The 17,317-nt window shown below is 29.1% G+C and carries 19 protein-coding genes; 15 read left to right on the forward strand and 4 right to left on the reverse strand.

The annotated features are described in order from the left end of the window. Positions 1 to 63: 63 nt before the first annotated feature. The 5 genes from IC214_RS07130 to IC214_RS07150 all read left to right on the forward strand — a co-directional run bounded on the left by IC214_RS07130 (position 64) and on the right by IC214_RS07150 (position 4,751). Entirely contained in the window at positions 64 to 861 is a 798-nt protein-coding gene (locus tag IC214_RS07130; RefSeq protein WP_227436522.1) for an MBL fold metallo-hydrolase, read from the forward strand. A gap of 12 nt (positions 862 to 873) precedes the next feature. Further along, positions 874 to 2,976 carry an EAL domain-containing protein gene (locus IC214_RS07135; RefSeq protein WP_227866428.1) on the forward strand — a complete coding sequence of 701 codons (2,103 nt, stop codon included), beginning with the start codon at positions 874 to 876 and terminating at the stop codon, positions 2,974 to 2,976. A gap of 68 nt (positions 2,977 to 3,044) precedes the next feature. After that, positions 3,045 to 3,524 (forward strand): 23S rRNA (pseudouridine(1915)-N(3))-methyltransferase RlmH, encoded by a 480-nt coding sequence (rlmH, locus tag IC214_RS07140; protein WP_227825079.1) that lies wholly within the window; start codon positions 3,045 to 3,047, stop codon positions 3,522 to 3,524. 204 nt (positions 3,525 to 3,728) lie between these two features. After that, the gene (locus tag IC214_RS07145; protein ID WP_227866429.1) at positions 3,729 to 4,010 is read left to right on the forward strand and encodes a hypothetical protein; all 282 of its coding nucleotides are present in this window, start codon (positions 3,729 to 3,731) and stop codon (positions 4,008 to 4,010) included. A 558-nt stretch (positions 4,011 to 4,568) separates the two neighbouring features. After that, on the forward strand, positions 4,569 to 4,751 hold the full coding sequence (locus tag IC214_RS07150; RefSeq protein ID WP_227866430.1) for a hypothetical protein: 183 nt from the start codon (positions 4,569 to 4,571) through the stop codon (positions 4,749 to 4,751). 86 nt (positions 4,752 to 4,837) lie between these two features. Here IC214_RS07150 and IC214_RS07155 read toward each other — a convergent pair whose 3' ends face one another. Beyond that, a complete protein-coding gene (locus IC214_RS07155; protein ID WP_227831484.1) occupies positions 4,838 to 5,581 on the reverse strand; it encodes a PHP domain-containing protein in 744 nt (247 codons plus the stop codon). A 165-nt stretch (positions 5,582 to 5,746) separates the two neighbouring features. On the opposite strand from IC214_RS07155, the gene IC214_RS07160 reads away from it, so the two are divergent. The 9 genes from IC214_RS07160 to IC214_RS07200 all read left to right on the forward strand — a co-directional run bounded on the left by IC214_RS07160 (position 5,747) and on the right by IC214_RS07200 (position 13,924). Then, on the forward strand, positions 5,747 to 8,314 hold the full coding sequence (locus IC214_RS07160) for a sigma-54-dependent transcriptional regulator (RefSeq protein ID WP_227825076.1): 2,568 nt from the start codon (positions 5,747 to 5,749) through the stop codon (positions 8,312 to 8,314). Positions 8,315 to 8,544: 230 nt separating this feature from the next. Then, positions 8,545 to 8,949, forward strand: a complete 405-nt coding sequence (locus IC214_RS07165; protein ID WP_227436507.1) for a PTS sugar transporter subunit IIA — start codon at positions 8,545 to 8,547, stop codon at positions 8,947 to 8,949. A 23-nt stretch (positions 8,950 to 8,972) separates the two neighbouring features. Next, the gene (locus tag IC214_RS07170) at positions 8,973 to 9,470 is read left to right on the forward strand and encodes a PTS sugar transporter subunit IIB (protein WP_227436505.1); all 498 of its coding nucleotides are present in this window, start codon (positions 8,973 to 8,975) and stop codon (positions 9,468 to 9,470) included. Between the two features lie 2 nt (positions 9,471 to 9,472). Continuing rightward, positions 9,473 to 9,874: a PTS sugar transporter subunit IIA gene (locus IC214_RS07175; protein WP_227436503.1), complete on the forward strand. Its 402-nt coding sequence runs from the start codon at positions 9,473 to 9,475 to the stop codon at positions 9,872 to 9,874. Between the two features lie 17 nt (positions 9,875 to 9,891). Beyond that, entirely contained in the window at positions 9,892 to 10,380 is a 489-nt protein-coding gene (locus IC214_RS07180) for a PTS system mannose/fructose/N-acetylgalactosamine-transporter subunit IIB (protein ID WP_227825074.1), read from the forward strand. Between the two features lie 27 nt (positions 10,381 to 10,407). After that, on the forward strand, positions 10,408 to 11,163 hold the full coding sequence (locus IC214_RS07185) for a PTS mannose/fructose/sorbose/N-acetylgalactosamine transporter subunit IIC (RefSeq protein ID WP_003425166.1): 756 nt from the start codon (positions 10,408 to 10,410) through the stop codon (positions 11,161 to 11,163). Beyond that, positions 11,163 to 12,026, forward strand: coding sequence for a PTS system mannose/fructose/sorbose family transporter subunit IID (locus IC214_RS07190; protein WP_227436499.1), 864 nt, complete (start codon positions 11,163 to 11,165; stop codon positions 12,024 to 12,026). Before IC214_RS07185 ends, IC214_RS07190 begins: the two co-directional genes overlap by 1 nt. Positions 12,027 to 12,072: 46 nt before the next feature. Then, positions 12,073 to 12,552 carry an L-2-amino-thiazoline-4-carboxylic acid hydrolase gene (locus IC214_RS07195; RefSeq protein WP_227436497.1) on the forward strand — a complete coding sequence of 160 codons (480 nt, stop codon included), beginning with the start codon at positions 12,073 to 12,075 and terminating at the stop codon, positions 12,550 to 12,552. A gap of 64 nt (positions 12,553 to 12,616) precedes the next feature. Next, positions 12,617 to 13,924, forward strand: coding sequence for a M20 family metallopeptidase (locus IC214_RS07200; RefSeq protein WP_227436496.1), 1,308 nt, complete (start codon positions 12,617 to 12,619; stop codon positions 13,922 to 13,924). A gap of 308 nt (positions 13,925 to 14,232) precedes the next feature. On the opposite strand, the gene IC214_RS21005 is transcribed toward IC214_RS07200, so the two are convergent. The 3 genes from IC214_RS21005 to IC214_RS07210 all read right to left on the reverse strand — a co-directional run bounded on the left by IC214_RS21005 (position 14,233) and on the right by IC214_RS07210 (position 15,575). After that, a complete protein-coding gene (locus tag IC214_RS21005; protein ID WP_413926651.1) occupies positions 14,233 to 14,355 on the reverse strand; it encodes a hypothetical protein in 123 nt (40 codons plus the stop codon). Next, the gene (locus IC214_RS07205; protein ID WP_255606218.1) at positions 14,352 to 14,585 is read right to left on the reverse strand and encodes a transposase; all 234 of its coding nucleotides are present in this window, start codon (positions 14,583 to 14,585) and stop codon (positions 14,352 to 14,354) included. Before IC214_RS07205 ends, IC214_RS21005 begins: the two co-directional genes overlap by 4 nt. A gap of 108 nt (positions 14,586 to 14,693) precedes the next feature. Next, a complete protein-coding gene (locus IC214_RS07210; RefSeq protein WP_227436494.1) occupies positions 14,694 to 15,575 on the reverse strand; it encodes a LysR family transcriptional regulator in 882 nt (293 codons plus the stop codon). A gap of 342 nt (positions 15,576 to 15,917) precedes the next feature. Between IC214_RS07210 and IC214_RS07215 the strand changes: the two genes are divergently transcribed. Beyond that, a complete protein-coding gene (locus IC214_RS07215; protein WP_227436492.1) occupies positions 15,918 to 17,306 on the forward strand; it encodes a hypothetical protein in 1,389 nt (462 codons plus the stop codon). The last annotated feature ends 11 nt before the right edge of the window (positions 17,307 to 17,317 follow it).

Here is a 17,317-nt window from a genome sequence, read left to right on the forward strand (position 1 = left end):
TTTATTTAATACTCTGTTTTTTTGGTATAATATAATTTATAAGGCAGAAAAAGAGGTGAAATAATGCTAAAGTATTGTTCAGTGGGAAGTGGTAGTAGTGGAAATTGCCACTATATAGGATATAAAAATACTAATATACTGGTAGATGCAGGATTAAGTGGAAAGAGAATAACTACAGGTCTTAAAGACATTGGAGTAGATTCAGATAAATTAAAAGGGATATTTATAACTCATGAGCATATTGACCATATAAAAGGGGCAGGTATATTGTCAAGAAAGTTTGACATACCAGTGTTTGCTAATATAAAGACATGGTGTTCTATGAAAGACAAGCTTGGTGATATTAAGGACAAAAATATGAAGGTCTTTGAAAATGATAAAACTTATTCATTAGGAGATGTTATAGTAAGACCTTTTTCGATAGAACATGATGCAGCTGACCCAGTTGGATATAATTTCTATACAGAAAACGATGAAAAAATGTCTATAGCTACTGATATAGGGTGTATTACTGAAAATATAAAAAAACATCTATATAAATCTAAATTAGTGGTATTAGAATCAAATTATGACCCTAATATGCTTATGATGGGTTCATATACATATGCTTTAAAGAAAAGAGTAATGTCAGATACAGGACATTTATCTAATGAAGATGCAGCAAATTTCTGTGTTGAACTTATTGATAAAGGTACAGAATCTATATTGTTAGCACATTTAAGTAAAGAAAATAATTTTCCAGAATTGGCATATGAAACTTCAAAGGGAGTATTAGCATCAAACGATATAGTAGTTGGGCAAGATGTAAAACTAGATGTATTATCACGCAATGATGTTTCTAATGTTTATAAGATGAAGTAGAGGTGAATAACTTTGCTAAAAAGAAATTTCGAAAATGTTGAGGATAATAAAATCTTATATTCTATAAAGCAAGGGATGATTTTAGCAATACCTGCTATTATGACTGGTTCAATTGCACTTGTTATTTTGAATCTTCCAATAAAAATTTATCAAGAATATATAGCAAGTTTATTTAATGGTGAGATTTTAAATATGCTTACATTTATAAATGATTCTACCTTAGGAATTATCTCATTAATAATATTGTTGACAATAAGTTATAGCTATGGAAAAATCTATGGGAGCAAGTATACAGTACTTGTTCCTATAGTTGCAATGTGCTCTTTTTTAGTATTTTCACATGGTAGTGAAATAGATTCTTATGTGGAGATATTTAAAACAAAGTGGTTGTTTACAGCTATTATTGTTTCCATAACGTCTTCTATGTTATTTGTAAAGCTCACAGAGTCTTTTATAACAAGTGTAAAGTTTCATACAGAGGGGGCTGATGCTGATTTTAATATGGTGGTTTCAGCTATAATTCCATTTATAACTGTAGTATTTTTATTTTCTATTTTGCGTGTAATAGTAATAAATCTAATTGGAAGTTCAAATTTTCAAGATATATTTTATAATTTATTTTCAAATATATTTAATAGTATGGGAAGAAACCTTATGAGTGCTTTGCTATTTATATTTCTAATGCATTTTATGTGGTTCTTTGGTATTCATGGAAGTAATGTACTTGACACAGTTGCAAAAAATTTATTTGAAAATGGGATGGCAATTAACATAAATTTAGTTAATAATAATCAATTACCAACAGAAATTTTTACTAAGACTTTTTTTGATACAATGGTTTTATTTGGTGGATGTGGAGCTTTGTTGTGTTTAGTAATTGCCATTTTTCTTAGTGAGAAACGTATAAATGTAAGAAAGCTGGCTAAAATTGCTTCAATACCAGCTCTTTTTAATATAAATGAGATGCTAGTTTTTGGGATTCCAATTGTTTTTAACTACATCATGTTTATACCATTTATAATTACACCTATGATTCTAACAATTACAAGTTATGTAGCTATGTCTACAGGTATTGTACCTTGCACAGTTTCTGCAGTAGAATGGACATCACCTATATTTTTAAGTGGATATATGGCTACAGATTCAATAAGAGGAAGTTTGTTGCAATTGTTTAATTTGTGTGTAGGAGTTATGATTTATATTCCATTTATAAAGATGTCACAAAATAGATATATTTACATGTTTAAAAATAATATAGAAAATTTAACAAATTTAGTAAAAAGATGTGAATTAACAGGAGAACAACCAAATATTTTAAATCATAGTGGAAAAATAGGTTCAATATCAAAAATGCTAGCGTCAGATTTAAAGTTTGCTATGAAAAAAGAAGATATAGAGATTTTTTATCAACCACAAGTTAATTATGATGGGAATATTGTAGGAGCAGAGGGGTTACTTAGGTGGAGACATTCAATAGGTGGATTTATTTATCCGCCACTTGTTATACTTTTAGCTAAAGAAGAAGGTTTTTTAGATGAACTTGGAGAGTATATTATTAATAAAACATGTGTTGATTTAAAGAAAAGTGAAAGCTTATTAATAAATCCTATTAAATTTTCTGTAAATATATCTCCAGACCAACTTAATGCTCCTAATTTGCCAGAGCAAATAAAAAATATAATTGAGAATAATAATATCAACCCTAATATGCTTGGTATAGAAATCACAGAGCAGGTTGCATTGTCAGGTTCTCAGATAATTATAGATCGAATAAATGCAATACATAATTTGGGTATAAAGCTTATTATGGATGATTTTGGAATGGGACACAGTTCCCTTGTATACCTCCAAAATAATAATTTTGATATAGTTAAGTTAGATGGTTCACTTGTTAAAGAGATACTTACAAACAAAAGAAGTAGTGAAATCATAATGTCTATTGTAAATCTTTCAAAAAACCTAGATTTTGATATAATCGTGGAGTATGTTGAAAATTTAAATCAGAGAGATAAGTTGTATGGCTTAGGATGTGAAATATATCAAGGATATTATTATAGTAAAGCTATACCTTTTGAGGAGTTTATAGATTATGCAAATCGAGAACTTGCTAAATAGTCTTACTAATAGTTTGTAAGTCATATTAGTATATAAATTTGTAATAAGATTAAGTTTAGGAGAAGTATATGAATATAAGTATAGTTGTAGTAGGTAAAATTAAAGAAAAATATTTAAAGTTAGGTATTGATGAATTTAGAAAGAGGCTTTCTAAGTATTGCAAGTTGGAAATTATAGAGTTAGATGATGAAAAAGCTCCCGAAAATTTAAGTGCTAAGGAAATGGAAATTATAAAAGATAAAGAGGGAAAGAAGATTTTAGGTAAGATAAAGCATAACAGCTATGTTATAGCTCTTGCTATTGATGGAAAGAATTTGTCTTCTGAAGAACTGGCTAAGACTATGAGTGATTTAGCAGTTAGAGGTAACAGTAGTCTTTGTTTTATAATAGGAGGTTCTTTAGGGCTTTCTGATGATGTTTTGGATAGGGCTGATTATAGATTATCTTTTTCTAGGATGACTTTTCCTCATCAGATGATGAGGTTGATATTGTTAGAGCAGATTTATAGGGCTTATAGGATAAATAATGGAGAACCATATCATAAGTAAGGGAGCATGTTAGTCTTAACCACTGAAATGAGTTGGTTAAGGCTACTTTTATTTTACAGGCATATAATAAGTTAAAGTACAAATAATATATAGTATTTTGATATAAATTATCAGATTAGATTTAGTAAAGTATCGAAATTGATTAAAATATAGATAAATAAGTAGATAAAGAGGGATTAAATAATGAAGTATAGAATAAATTAGGTGAGGTCTGATTTAGAAGAAAAAAACTTTGAAAACTTGGCTGAAGTTGAAATTTTAAGAAACTTAGCATCTTGTGTCGGTTTAGGTGTAACTAAAGAAGAAATGAATAAATTAAGAAATTTATCATCAGAGGAATTAAAAAATATTGCGGAGAAATGCAAGAAAGCATATTTACATGCTGTAGACTTTATAACAACAGAACTACCTTTAACTAGTCATGGATATTTGCCTTATTCATTACAGTTAACATATTTCATTTGCATTAAGAAATGTATTAAGTAAAACATATGCTCTTATTCTTTCTAGGAACAACCTTAGAAGCTTACTGGACGGAGCTCTAATAAATACACAGTCAGTACTGTCTATAGTCAATAAAAATGAATATCATCACATTTTCCCAAAAGATTATTTGAAAAATAAAGAGTTTAATAAAAATTAGATTAACTGTAATGGAAATATATGTATAATTAATCTGAATAACAGTAGAACTATATCAAATAAAGTACCTAGTGATTATTTCAAAATAATTAAAAATAATTTAGGTGATAACTTAAAAGATGTGTTAAGTAGTAATTTCATAGATTAAGAAAGCTATGAGTACGCATTAAAAGATGATTATACTGGATTTATAACAGCTAGAATAAATTAATAGTAAAAAAGCTAAGGAATTGTGTGAAGATGACTTAGCTATTTTACCTGGACATGATTTATTTAGAGAACAAGATATTGACGAAACAAGTAACAATGAACAATTAACTCTAATTTAATATTATTTTATAAAATTGTAGCAAAATATATGCTCTGTTGGATTTATAATGGAGCAGTGTTTCAAAGGTAATAATGAATAAGAAAAGAGAAATAGATAGCATAGAGATACAAATAAATGATGATGTGATAATATACTTAATGAAGGATGGGTTGCCTAAAGAACAAGGTAACCCATCCTGTTTGTATTTACTTGGAATAAATTGTGTAAATTTGAAAAGTAAATATATAAAAAGTAGACAAATACGTAAATTATAGTCTATTTGTAGTTAATATGAGATTGGCATTTTAAATAGGATAATACTCTAATTTTTATAAGAGTTAAAGCAAGCATGTATTATTACTTAAATATTTGTATAATCAACATCTAGTAATTTACCTTTTTGGTGAAAATGATTAATAAGTTTTTTAGGATAATTCATTATTAATTCATTTGGAAAATTAATTTCTTTTAAGATATTCTCAGAATACTCATAGTTACCTATATCAAAACAAATGTGAGCATCTGAAGTTAGTATGATTTTAGTACCATGTTTTTTGCAAAGTGTAGCAATATACTTACAATTATCCGAGCTACCATTTCTTGACACTCCTTTGATAGAACAATTATTTATCTCTATTAAGATATTCTTTTCCATGGCTAATTTAATGATTAATTCATAGTCGATTGGGTAGTTTGGGTTTCCAAGGTGGCCTAATATTTCAATATTATCATGCTTATTTATTGCATTTATTAAGGCTTTAGTATTATTCTCTAATGTATTTGGTGAAAAAACGGCTTCATGAAATGACAAAATAAGATAATCTAATCGAGAAATGACAAAGGGTTCTAAATCTATGTTTCCTTCAGTGTCTAGTGTATTTGCTTCACATCCTCTTAAGATTATAATGTTATTTATGATTCTTGGGATATTTTGAATGTTGTGAAAGTACCATTTGTGGGGAGAACCAGGCATCTTAGGACCATGTTCAGATGTACCTAGTATCTTAATTCCATTTTCTTTACAATAATTAATATTTTCTAACAAAGTGCTATAGCCATGACCACTGACTATAGAGTGGGTGTGTAAATCTGATAAAAAATTCATATAAATTCCTCCTCTATAAAAGATGAGGGTAACGTAATTTATATTATAAAATGAACAGGAAAGAAAATCAATAGCTACACAATTAGACAAAAATATTGAAATATTGTAGAATTAAGCTTAATAATAAATATTTAACAGTATTACTGCTTGTAGGGGAGGTTAACTATGACACAAAAGAAGCTATCAAGGAAAGAAAAAGTTTTAATTTGCTTGAAAAGATTAACAGAAGAACACTTGAACCTTAATAATGGCATTAGATTTGGATTTGATGCAGAACATATTGCTACTGAAGTAGGTATAAATAGAAGTAATGCTAGTAAGGAATTAAATCAATTAATAAAGGAAAATATCATTATAAAGATAAAGGGAAAACCTGTTCAGTACTTATATAAAGAACGTATTGAGAGTATTTTAGGAAAGAAACTAAATACAGGGATATTTGATAATATTAACTCTATAAACGAATATAGTGAAAATGATTCTATCAAAGATGAGTATATTGTAGAGGGTATAAAAAAAGAGAACAATATTTTTAATTTAGTAGGATGTGACGGAAGTTTAAAGTCCCAGATAGAGCAAGCTAAAGCAGCAGTAATATATCCACCTAAGGGGTTGAGTACATTAATAATAGGACCTACAGGAGTTGGTAAATCTATATTTGCAGAATATATGTATAAGTATAGTTTAACTATAAAAGAAGATAGTGATAATGCACCATTTATCATATTTAACTGTGCTGATTATTCTGATAATCAGCAATTATTATTAGCACAGCTTTTTGGATATGTAAAAGGAGCATTTACTGGAGCTGATAAAGATAAATATGGTATTGTACATGAAGCTAATAATGGAATATTGTTTTTAGATGAAGTTCATCGACTATCTGCAGAGGGACAAGAAATGTTATTTCTGCTTATGGATAAAGGTATATATAGAAGATTAGGAGAGGCTAATAAGGTACATGAGTGTAGGGTTATGATAATTGCAGCTACTACAGAAGATCCAGAGATAGCAATGTTGGAAACGTTTTTAAGAAGAATACCTGTAACTATAAAGATTCCGTCTTTAGAGGAAAGAGGCTTTCAAGAGAGAATGAAGCTTATATGTTATTTTTTTAAAGAAGAAAGTATTAGGATTGGTGTTAAGTTAAAGGTTTCAAAAGAAGTTATTAAGGCATTTATTTTATATAAGTGTAAGGGAAATATAGGACAATTAAAAAGCGACATACAATTAATTTGTGCAAGAGCTTTTTTAGATTATATGACCTATAAAAGAGAATGTGTATATGTAAGACTCTCTCTTCTACCAAACAATATTAGAGAATCATTATATGGAAATAATAGAAAAGAGGAGTTTGTACAAAACTTCAGTTTTATTGGGAAAGATGATATTATTTTTTTACCAGAAGAAAAGAATTTTGAAAGTGAAAATTTATTAATAGAAAATAAAAAATATGATTTAGATTTCTATGGAATGATAAAAGAAACTTGGAATAAACTTCAACAGGAAGGGATTAAAGAGTCACAAATTAGAAGCGTTATAGATGAAGATATACAGAAGTATTCCTATAATTTAATGAATACTTTTATATATAATAGTAGTAATCAAACAGCTTATAACAATATTGTTAATGATTCAATTGCAACTACTGTGAAGTATATTTTACAAAAGCATGATAAATGGAGCAAAAGAGAAGGATTAGATAAATTAATAAAAGCTATAGCCTTACATATTCAGAATTTAATTGAAAGAATAAAGATTGGGAACATAGTAAAGCATCCTAATAAAGATGAGATTATGAAGGAAAGAGCATATGAATATAACATAGCAAAAGAAATATTATCTAACATGTCGTTAATGTATGGAGTTGAGTTTCCAGAAGATGAAGCAATTTTTTTAGCAACGTTTCTTTATTTATCTTATGTGGGATTAAATGAGGAGAGTATAGCAATATTAGTTATAATGCATGGTGAATCTACGGCATCTAGCATGGTGAATGTAGCTAATACTTTACTGGATTGTAACCATGCGGTGGCAATCAATATGGGATTAGAAGATAGAGTTCAGGATATTTTAGTCCAAGCTGTAGAAATAGCCAATGAAATTGACAAAGGAAAGGGAATTTTAATTCTAACTGATATGGGATCTATTTTAACATTTGCTAAAGTTATTCATGATGCTACTGGAAAAGAAGTAAAAGCAATAGATATGGTAAGTACACCTATTGTAATAGAAGCAACTAGAAAGGCCTTAACTCCGGAAATGACATTAGAGAAATTATATTTTAATATTATAGAATCTATAAAGAAACATTATGGAGATATGGAAATTATGTATGCTGAAAAAGATAATGGTGGTAGATATTTTGATAGATTACTAATTGATAATATTAGTAAAACTTTGACTTTTTTAAATGGGGAAAAGGCTTATTTTATATTAAAAGAAGTAATTAATAGAATTAGCGAACATTATTCTTTAGTAATTCAAGATGAGCTTTTAGTAAAGTTTATATTTCATTGTTCATGTATGATTGAAAGAGTAATAATAAAAGAGTCTTTAGTTTATAAATTATATGAAGAAAGAATTAGTAGAAGTAAAGAATTATATTTAGTTATAAAAGAAAGCTTTAAGCTTGTAGAAGAGACATTCGATATAATTATTTCAGATATGGAATATGCAAATATATTAGATATATTTGAATCACAGTATGATACAGATAAATTCAAAAGTTGATACAAAATTTAAATATAGCCAAAAGGCTATCTTTTTTTTACCTATTTTTGATACAGATTTGATACAGGTTTGAAAAAGATTTTGATACATATTGAAAAAGTGAGTTTTTTTTATAAATTAAGTAAAAAGATTTGATTAAATCCTGTAAAATAGCCATTTGTTATTGATACACATAAGTTGGCACAACAATTGCTTATATAAAAAGTGACAAGAAAAGTGAGGTGAGATTGGTGATTGGGATAATAGTTATGACTCATGGGAATTTTAGTGAAGAAGTTATAAAAAGCTGTGAACTTATTGCAGGACCAGCAGAAAGAACAGCAGCAATTAAACTAAATAGGAATGATAATATTGAAGACTTAAATAGAAATTTTGTAGAAAAGTTAAATGAATTAGATGAAGGTGACGGAGTTTTAGTATTAGCTGACCTATTAGGAGGTTCACCAAGTAATGTTGCAAGTTTAAACCTTAAAAAAGGTGGAAAGTTTCATGCACTTACTGGAGTAAATCTTCCAATGCTACTTGAAGCTTTAATTAATAGAGATGGAAAAAGTTTAGAAGAGTTAGCAGAGACATGTATTGAAGCGGGGAAAACTGGTATAAACCATATTAATAAAGTTCTTGGCTCAATGTAATAGAAAAAGGAGTTCGATTAAAAATGTCTTTAGTAAAATATTGCAGATGTGATGATAGATTAATACATGGTCAAGTGATATATAAATGGGTTAAGCATCTAGGTGTTAAAAAAATAGTAGTAGTAGATGATGAAACAACCAATGATGTTATTGCTAAAGGTTTGATAAAAATGGCAGCACCAAAGAATATTGATTTATCAATATTAACTGTAAGTGAATCAAGGAGGTATTTTTATAATAACCAAGCTGATGATAACGTTTTTGTATTAATTAAAAACTTAGATACTGCAAATAGAATGAAAGAAGAAGGAATTGATATTAAAAAACTTATTATTGGAAGAATACCTACAGGGATAGGAAAAAAGAAAATATCTCAAAGTGTATACATTAATAAAAAAGAATTTCTTTTAATAGATGAATTTATTAAAAAAAATATTAATGTATCAATTCAAATGGTACCTGACGAGGACGAAGTAGAGTTAAATCACATTATTAATCGCTATAAAGGAGAGTTTGTTTAGCAATGAATAAATATAAGGCAATCATACTCTGCCATGGAACTTGGGGAAAAGTATTAGTAGAAGAAGCAAATAAAAACTTTGGATTGTCAAATCAATACGAAGTTTTATCACTAAGCCCTGAAAAAGATGTTTCTGTATTCATGAAAGAGGTTGAAGAAATAGTAGATAAAGAGGATGTGAAAATTATAATATCAGATCTGTATGGGGGATCTACATCAAATGTTGCAATAGCTGTTGCTATAAGAAGAGGGATAGATGCAATAAATGGACTTAGCTTACAGACAATTTTAATCGTAGATGAAGAATTAAGCAAAGAAGATAAAGTACATACATTACCAGAAAGAATCGTCAGAAAAAATAATAGCCTTTGTGTGGATTTAATTAAAGAATTTAAAAAAATATAAATTATGAGGTGGATATAATGGCAAAAATAACATTAGTAAGAGTAGATCATAGATTAATTCATGGACAAGTTATAACAAAATGGGTGAAAATCGCTCAAGCTCAAAAAATAGTAATAGTTGATGACTTCTTAGGTCAAGATGAATTTATGGCTGACGTATATAGGATGGCAGCACCATCAGGAGTAGAAGTGGCTATTTTAACAGTAGAAGATGCAGGGCAAGCATTCCAAAACAATACTTTAGGAGATAAAAATATATTTATTCTATTTAAGAACGTTGATATGGCAAATAAGGCGTATAAGGCAGGTCTTAAATATGAAAAGATTCAATTAGGAGGTATTCCAAATGAAGCAGGAAAGAAGATGGTATTTACAGCTGTTTCATTAGGAAATGAAGATGTAGAACAACTAAATGAACTTAATGAAAATGGGGTTGAAATAGTTCTACAGGTTATACCAGAGGAATCATCTATGACGTATGAAAATGCGTTAAAGAAATTTAAATAAAAATTTATAAATTAGGAGGAATTATAAATGGAATCTGTTTTGATGTTGGCAATTGTAACAGGATTATGGTATTGGTTTGCAGCAGGTCTTGCAGGGTATACCCTTTTCTCAACACTAAAGTCTCCTTTATTTATAGGTTTTAGCCTTGGATTACTTTGGGGTGATGTAACAACTGGTATGATTGTTGGTGCAAGTATAGAAATGGTTTATCTAGGAATGGTAGCAGCAGGAGGAAATATTCCATCAGATAAATGTTTAGCTGCTCTTATTGCAATACCAGTAGCACTTCAAACTGGTGTTAATGCAGAAGTTGCAGTATCTATTGCGGTACCTTTAGGTGTTATAGGAGTATTAGTTAATAACTTAAGAAGAACTGGTAATGCTGTATTAGTTCATAAGGCAGATAAGTATGCCGAAGAAGGTAATACAAAAGGTATCTGGAGATGTGCAACACTTTACTCTTTAATATTTGGGTTTGTTTTAAGATTTCCAATAGTTTTTGTATGTAACTTTTTTGGAGCAGATTTAGTTCAATCATTATTAGATGTTATACCACAATGGTTAATGAATGGATTAACAGTAATGGGTGGTATATTACCTGCATTAGGTTTTGCAACAACAATATTTACTATAGGTAAAAATAAATTCTTACCAATGTTTATTATAGGATTTTTTATGGTTCAATATTTTGAAATATCAATCACTGCAGCTGCAATATTTGGTGTTTGTATAGCTCTTTTAATTACATTTATGAAAGAAGATAAAAGGGTGGGTGAAGTATAATGCAAGAAATAAAAAACAAAGAAGTTAAAAATGAACAAGGTACGACTGAAGTTAATAAGACAAGAGTACTTACGAAGAAAGATGTAACAAAAACATATCTAAGATGGTGGTGGACAGCAGAATTATCTAACTCTTTTGAAAGAATGCAAGCATTAGCAGTTTGTGCAAGTTTCACTCCGGCTTTAGAAAAGTTATATAAGAGAAAAGAAGATTTAATAGATGCGTTAAAGAGGCATTTACAATTTTTTAATACTCAAGCTATATGGGGAGGGTTAATTCACGGTACAGTTTTAGCTATGGAAGAAGAGAAAGCTACTGAAGGAAAAATCCCAGGAGAAGTTATTTCAGGTGTTAAGAATGGGCTTATGGGACCTTTGGCTGGAATTGGAGATACTTTAGATTTTGGTACATTTCAAACAATATTCTTGGCTTTAGGTGCTTCATTTGGAGCAGAAGGAAGTGTTATAGGTGCATTTTTCCCAATAATGTTTAGTATATTACTATTTTGCGAAGGTTATTACTTATTCCATTTAGGATATTCTTTAGGTAGAGATTCAATTAAGAAAATTCTATCAGGTGGTATTGTCAATAAGATAATTGATGGTGCTTCAATTCTAGGAATGTTTATGATGGGAGCATTATCTGCAACTACAGTTAAGCTTTCAACTCCATTATCATTTGATATTGGTGGTAAAGCAATTGTTGTTCAAGACACATTAAATATGATTGCTCCAGGTTTATTACCACTTGGTGTTGTATTCTTCGTATATTGGGGAATGAAATACAAGAAGTGGACAATAACTAAGTTATTAGTAATTTTAGTTGTAGTAGCATTAGTAGGATCATTAATTGGAATATTCTAATTTACAATGATTAAAATATAGAATTTAATTTTAGGAGGAGAAAGACATGTCAGAAAAAATGTATACAGAGAAGGAATATTTAGAAGGAATTAGAGGAGCAACAGGAGAAAGAGCAGTATGGTTCTATCTTCTTATGAAAGAAGCTGAAAAATTAGGAGTTAATCCAGATGATATATGTAAAGAAGCAATATATGGATTTGGCAAAATGAGAGGTCAAAAATATAGCGTAGCAGATACTCCAGGAAAAATGGCAGAAATGTTATATAACAGTAAAGGACAAAAAGTGTTTGAAATGGAATTAGTAGAAAATACAGATGAGAATGGAGTTTTAAAATTCCATCACTGTCCATTAGATGCTGCTTGGAAAGAGTATGGATTAACTAAAGAAGAAAGAAAAGAAATTTGTAGATTAGCTTGCTACGGTGATTATGGAAGAGTTGATTGTGCACAAGGTGTTAGATTAGAGTTTGCTCAAAAATGTGCTCATGATGATGAAGTTTGCGAATTAGTATTCACAAGAAAATAGTTTTTAATGCTAAAAGCCTGTTCTTTAAGAACAGGCTTTAAAAAAACAGAAAGTAGGTTGATTTATGGATATAAGCAGAAGTGTAGATAATAGTTTAAATAGAACAGTAGAATTCCTAAAAGAATTAATAAAAATTGATACACAACAAGGTGAACCTATTTCACAATGTCCTTTTGGTATCGGACCTAAAAAATCTTTAGATAAAACTTTAGATTACTGCACTAGTTTGGGTTTTAGCGTTAAAAATATTGATAATTATATTGGATATGCAGAAATTGGAGAGGGAGAAGAATTAATAGGAATTCCAATGCATTTAGATGTAGTTCCCCCAGGAGATGGTTGGAGTGTAGATCCATTTTCGGGAGCAGTAATTGACAATGTTATTTATGGAAGAGGTGCCATAGATAATAAGGGGGCTGTATCTATGCTTATACATGTATTGAAAAACATAAAGGATATGTACCCTACAATTAATAAAAGAATAAGATTAATTTTTGGTACAAATGAGGAAACAGGTATGAAGTGTATCAAATATTATTTAGATAAAGGTGAAGAAATTCCAAGTATGGGCTTTACTCCAGATGCTATGTATCCAGTGGTTAATGGAGAAAAAGGAAGAGTTCATATAAGGATAGAAAAAGAGATTAAAATTGATAAAAGTAAACCTTACATAATAGTAAGTGGAGGAACTAAAGAAAATGTTGTTCCGTCTTATTGTACTGCAAAGATTATTAATGGAATTATTTCAGAATTAACTACTAAAGGAGTAGCTGTGCATGCAAGTAATCCTGAAAAGGGAGAAAATGCTATATCTAAAATGATAATAAAGATAGTTAAAGATAATATGGATTTTCAGTATAGAGAAGATATAGAATTAGTTTCAAAATACCTTTGTAGTGACTATTATGGAGATGCATTGGGAATTAATCAATATGATGAGGTGTTCAAAAGCACTACTTTAAATTTAGGAATATTAAAAGTGAATGAAGAAAAAATCATATGTGAGTTAGATATAAGGTATGGTAAAAATATAGTTTTAAACAATATAATAGATAGATTCAAAAAGTTTTTTTGTAATGGTTGGAAAATAAAGATTATTGATCATAAAGACTTACATTATGTGGATGAGAGTAGTTTAGTACTTAAAAAGTTATTAGAAGCCTATGAAAAAGTAACAGATGAAAATGGATATACAATTGCTATGGGTGGTGGCACATATGCAAGTTGGTTTAAAGATATGGTGGCGTTTGGACCTAAGTTCTTAGAGTATAAAACTGGTGGTCATGGAGCAGATGAAAGAGTACCAATAGAGCATATACGAAAGAATATGGAGATATATACCTTGGCTTTAATAAAACTATTAGAATTGTAAAAGGAAAATAGAACTTATGTGCAAATATAATTAAGAATACATTAAAGGTAGGTATACCTGGAACTGGGAAAATAGGAATAAAAATAACAGCTGGACTTGGTGGTGTTATTAAAACAATAAGGTTTTTGAGTTTGGAAATATTTATGTGTATTCTTTAAATAAAAGTTTATCTTTTAAGTGATAATTAAATATTTATTGATAAGGCTATGGCTTTAAAAATCATAGGCTTATTTTGATATTTTTTCCATTTTTGCAAAAATTATTATCCCTTTAAGAAAATTTCTTGAATTTTTTGAAATATTTCTTTATTAACTTAAAGTTAAAATTCTTTCTTCAAAGTAAATACTTAAATGAGCTAAAATTTGAGTCCAATTTCTAATTACCTTTGGTTCAAAATCTACATTTCGGTCTCTTGGAATATTTAAAGTTATTTCTCCAAAATCTGATTTAACATTTTTATTTCTATATCCATTTCTAGAGTTTTAGTATTTTTATTCTTATTATCATACCTATCATAACCTAGATGCTCATCAAGCTCCGCTTCTAACATTTGATGAATTGTACTTGCAAATAAATCCTTTAACATGTCTTGAACATCTGTAGTTGTTTTAACATCATATTCTTCAATAAGTTTTTTTAATATTTTGTTTTTGTTAAACATAAAAAGTGTGCACCTTCATTTATATAGTGATATTTAATATTTTAATTATCATTACTTTTTAGAAGAATACACACTTTATTTTAAAGACCAAGTTAATATTAATTAATTTTATATTATAGAAATAAATTTTTCTAATGCTGGATTTGTATTGTTTTTATTCCATACAACTACAACTTCGATTCTATTTTGTACTTCATTTATAGGTACAATTGCAATATCCTGTTTTATCATAGTATCTACAACACAAAATGAAGGTAAAATGGATATACCCATGTTAGAGGCTACTAGTGACTCAATAGTATTAAAATCATTTGAACGTTGTACAACATTAGGTACGAATCCCGCTTCACGATATCTATTCTGTATCATGGATTTTTGCCCATACTCATCTCCTGTTTCCTTTACAAAAATAAACTTCTCATGTTGTAGCTCAATTAAATCAATAGAATCCTCATTGCAAAGTGGATGACCATGGGGTAAAAGAGCTACCAAAGAATATCTTTCTACAGTTTTATATTCAAAATCTTTTAATGGTTGATTCTCTGGATTAATAACAAAGGCAAGATCCATAAAATTATTTTTTACTAAGTTTAAAAGTTCAGTTATCTCGTTAGTACAAATTTCCATAGATATATTAGGGTATGTATTAGAAAATTCTTTTAAATATTGTTGGAATTTGTTTTTTTCATATCCTATTAAGATTCCAATACTCAAAGTTCCAAAAGAACCATGTGCAAATTGTTGTGTCTTTTCAATAGCGTCATTGATATTTTTTATTATAGTACGAGCCTCAGATAAAAAAACTTTTCCAGCTGGTGTTAGCTCAACATGTCGTTTACTTCTTGTAAATAGAGTCACATTTATTTTTTCTTCTAAAGCTTTTATTTGTTGTGTAACAGCAGTTTGGGAAATATAAAACTTTTCTGCTGTTTTGGTAAAACTTAGATTTTCTGCTACAGATATAAAATATTCCAATTGCTTAGTATTCAAATAATCACCCCTATTTAAACTTTATTGTTTGTAGACCTTATTCATATATAATTAAAACTTATTATAGTATAAGAAAATTTACTTTTAAATAATATTGGAAAATATTTGTATAAAAATATATGTTTTAGACATATTTCTATATTAGGTTTTATAAAATTATCAAAGATAGACTAACTACTCCATCCTCAACATAAGTAGGCTGGAAAGGTAGTTAACATGGAGTAGCTCAATAATAAGAATAACTTATATATTCCCATGAAAACGATATTGGATTTAAGTAAGTTTGTCTCATAAAATGAAAGTATAGCAATTAATAATATTTTAAATGAGAAGGGAGAAAAAATGGAAGATAAATTTTATGCAAAAGGAAAAGGAAATAACGGATATGTTAAAAATCTTGAAGTTTGTTCCTTTAATGACTTAGATGGAACTTGTGGAATGTTTCAGATGGCTCTGTACAAAAGAGATGAAAAATACTATTTATATGGATGTTGTTTTGGGGGAAGTAAAAAAAATGGAGTAATGATTAGTGATGTGACAGATCCTTATAATCCACAATTTATAAAACATTTTCAAATGTTAAATCCAAAAGAGTATCCTACAACAACTACTCCAAAAATTCAAATAGCAGATGATTTAATGATAGTAGCTATGAGTTGTGGAAGTGGACCAGGAGCACTTGTAGATCAAGCTAAATTAGCAAGTATTAAGTGTGAAGCAGGAATCAGAATATATAGTTTAAAAGAAGACCCTTTAAATCCTAAGTTTTTAGGTTACTGGGATTGTGGATTAAAGCATGTAATGGGTGTTCATAGATTTATGTACAATGGTGGAAGATATGTACATTTATCAAGTGATTGTGTTGGATTTGAAGGTCTGATTTATAGAGTTATAGATATAATAGATCCAACTAATCCAGTGGAAATAGGTAAGTGGTGGAGACCAGACCAATATGCAGATGGATATCCAGATAGAACTTTTGATGCAGGAGCACCTCATTGTCCAGAATTTATGGATAAAGGATGGCTTCATGGACCACCATTTGTAAGAGATGGAAAAGCATATTGTGGTTATGGAGGAGCTGGTTTAGTTGTATTAGATGTTGAAGATTTAACAAGACCAAGATGCTTAGGTGAATTACCATTTATGCCTGCATTTTCTAGTAAACTCGCAGGAGCAAGAACTCATACAGCACTACCATTACCAGGAAGAGATTTAGTTGTTGTGCAAAATGAGGGAGAACGTTTCCAGTTTTTTAAGCCAGAGAGTATTACAGATGTTCAAGCTATGAATAATATACATATGGTTGATGTTAGTAATCCAACAAGACCAACATTAATTGCTCAATTCCCATATCCTGAAGTACCAAAGGATTTCCCATATCCTAACTTTAATGTTGCAGGGCTAGGAAAACCAGGGCCATTTGGTCCACATAACCTTCATGAGCCAATGGATAATAAACCATGGCTAGAGCAAAGAGGAGATAGAGTATATTGCTGTTATTTCCATGCAGGATTAAGGGTTTATGATGTATCAGATCCATATTACATCAAAGAGTTAGCATATTTTATACCACCAAATCCAAATAAAACGCCAGAAGAATCTTATTTCCCAGGATTCCCTGGACCACGCTTGGCAGTAACAGAAGATCTTATTGTTGACGATAGAGGTTACATCATTGTAGATGCCCTAGATGATGGATTCTATATATTAAAAATGAAAGAAGATTAATAAACACTAAA

Source organism: Clostridioides sp. ES-S-0190-01 (genome assembly GCF_020658275.1).
GTDB lineage: Bacteria > Bacillota > Clostridia > Peptostreptococcales > Peptostreptococcaceae > Clostridioides.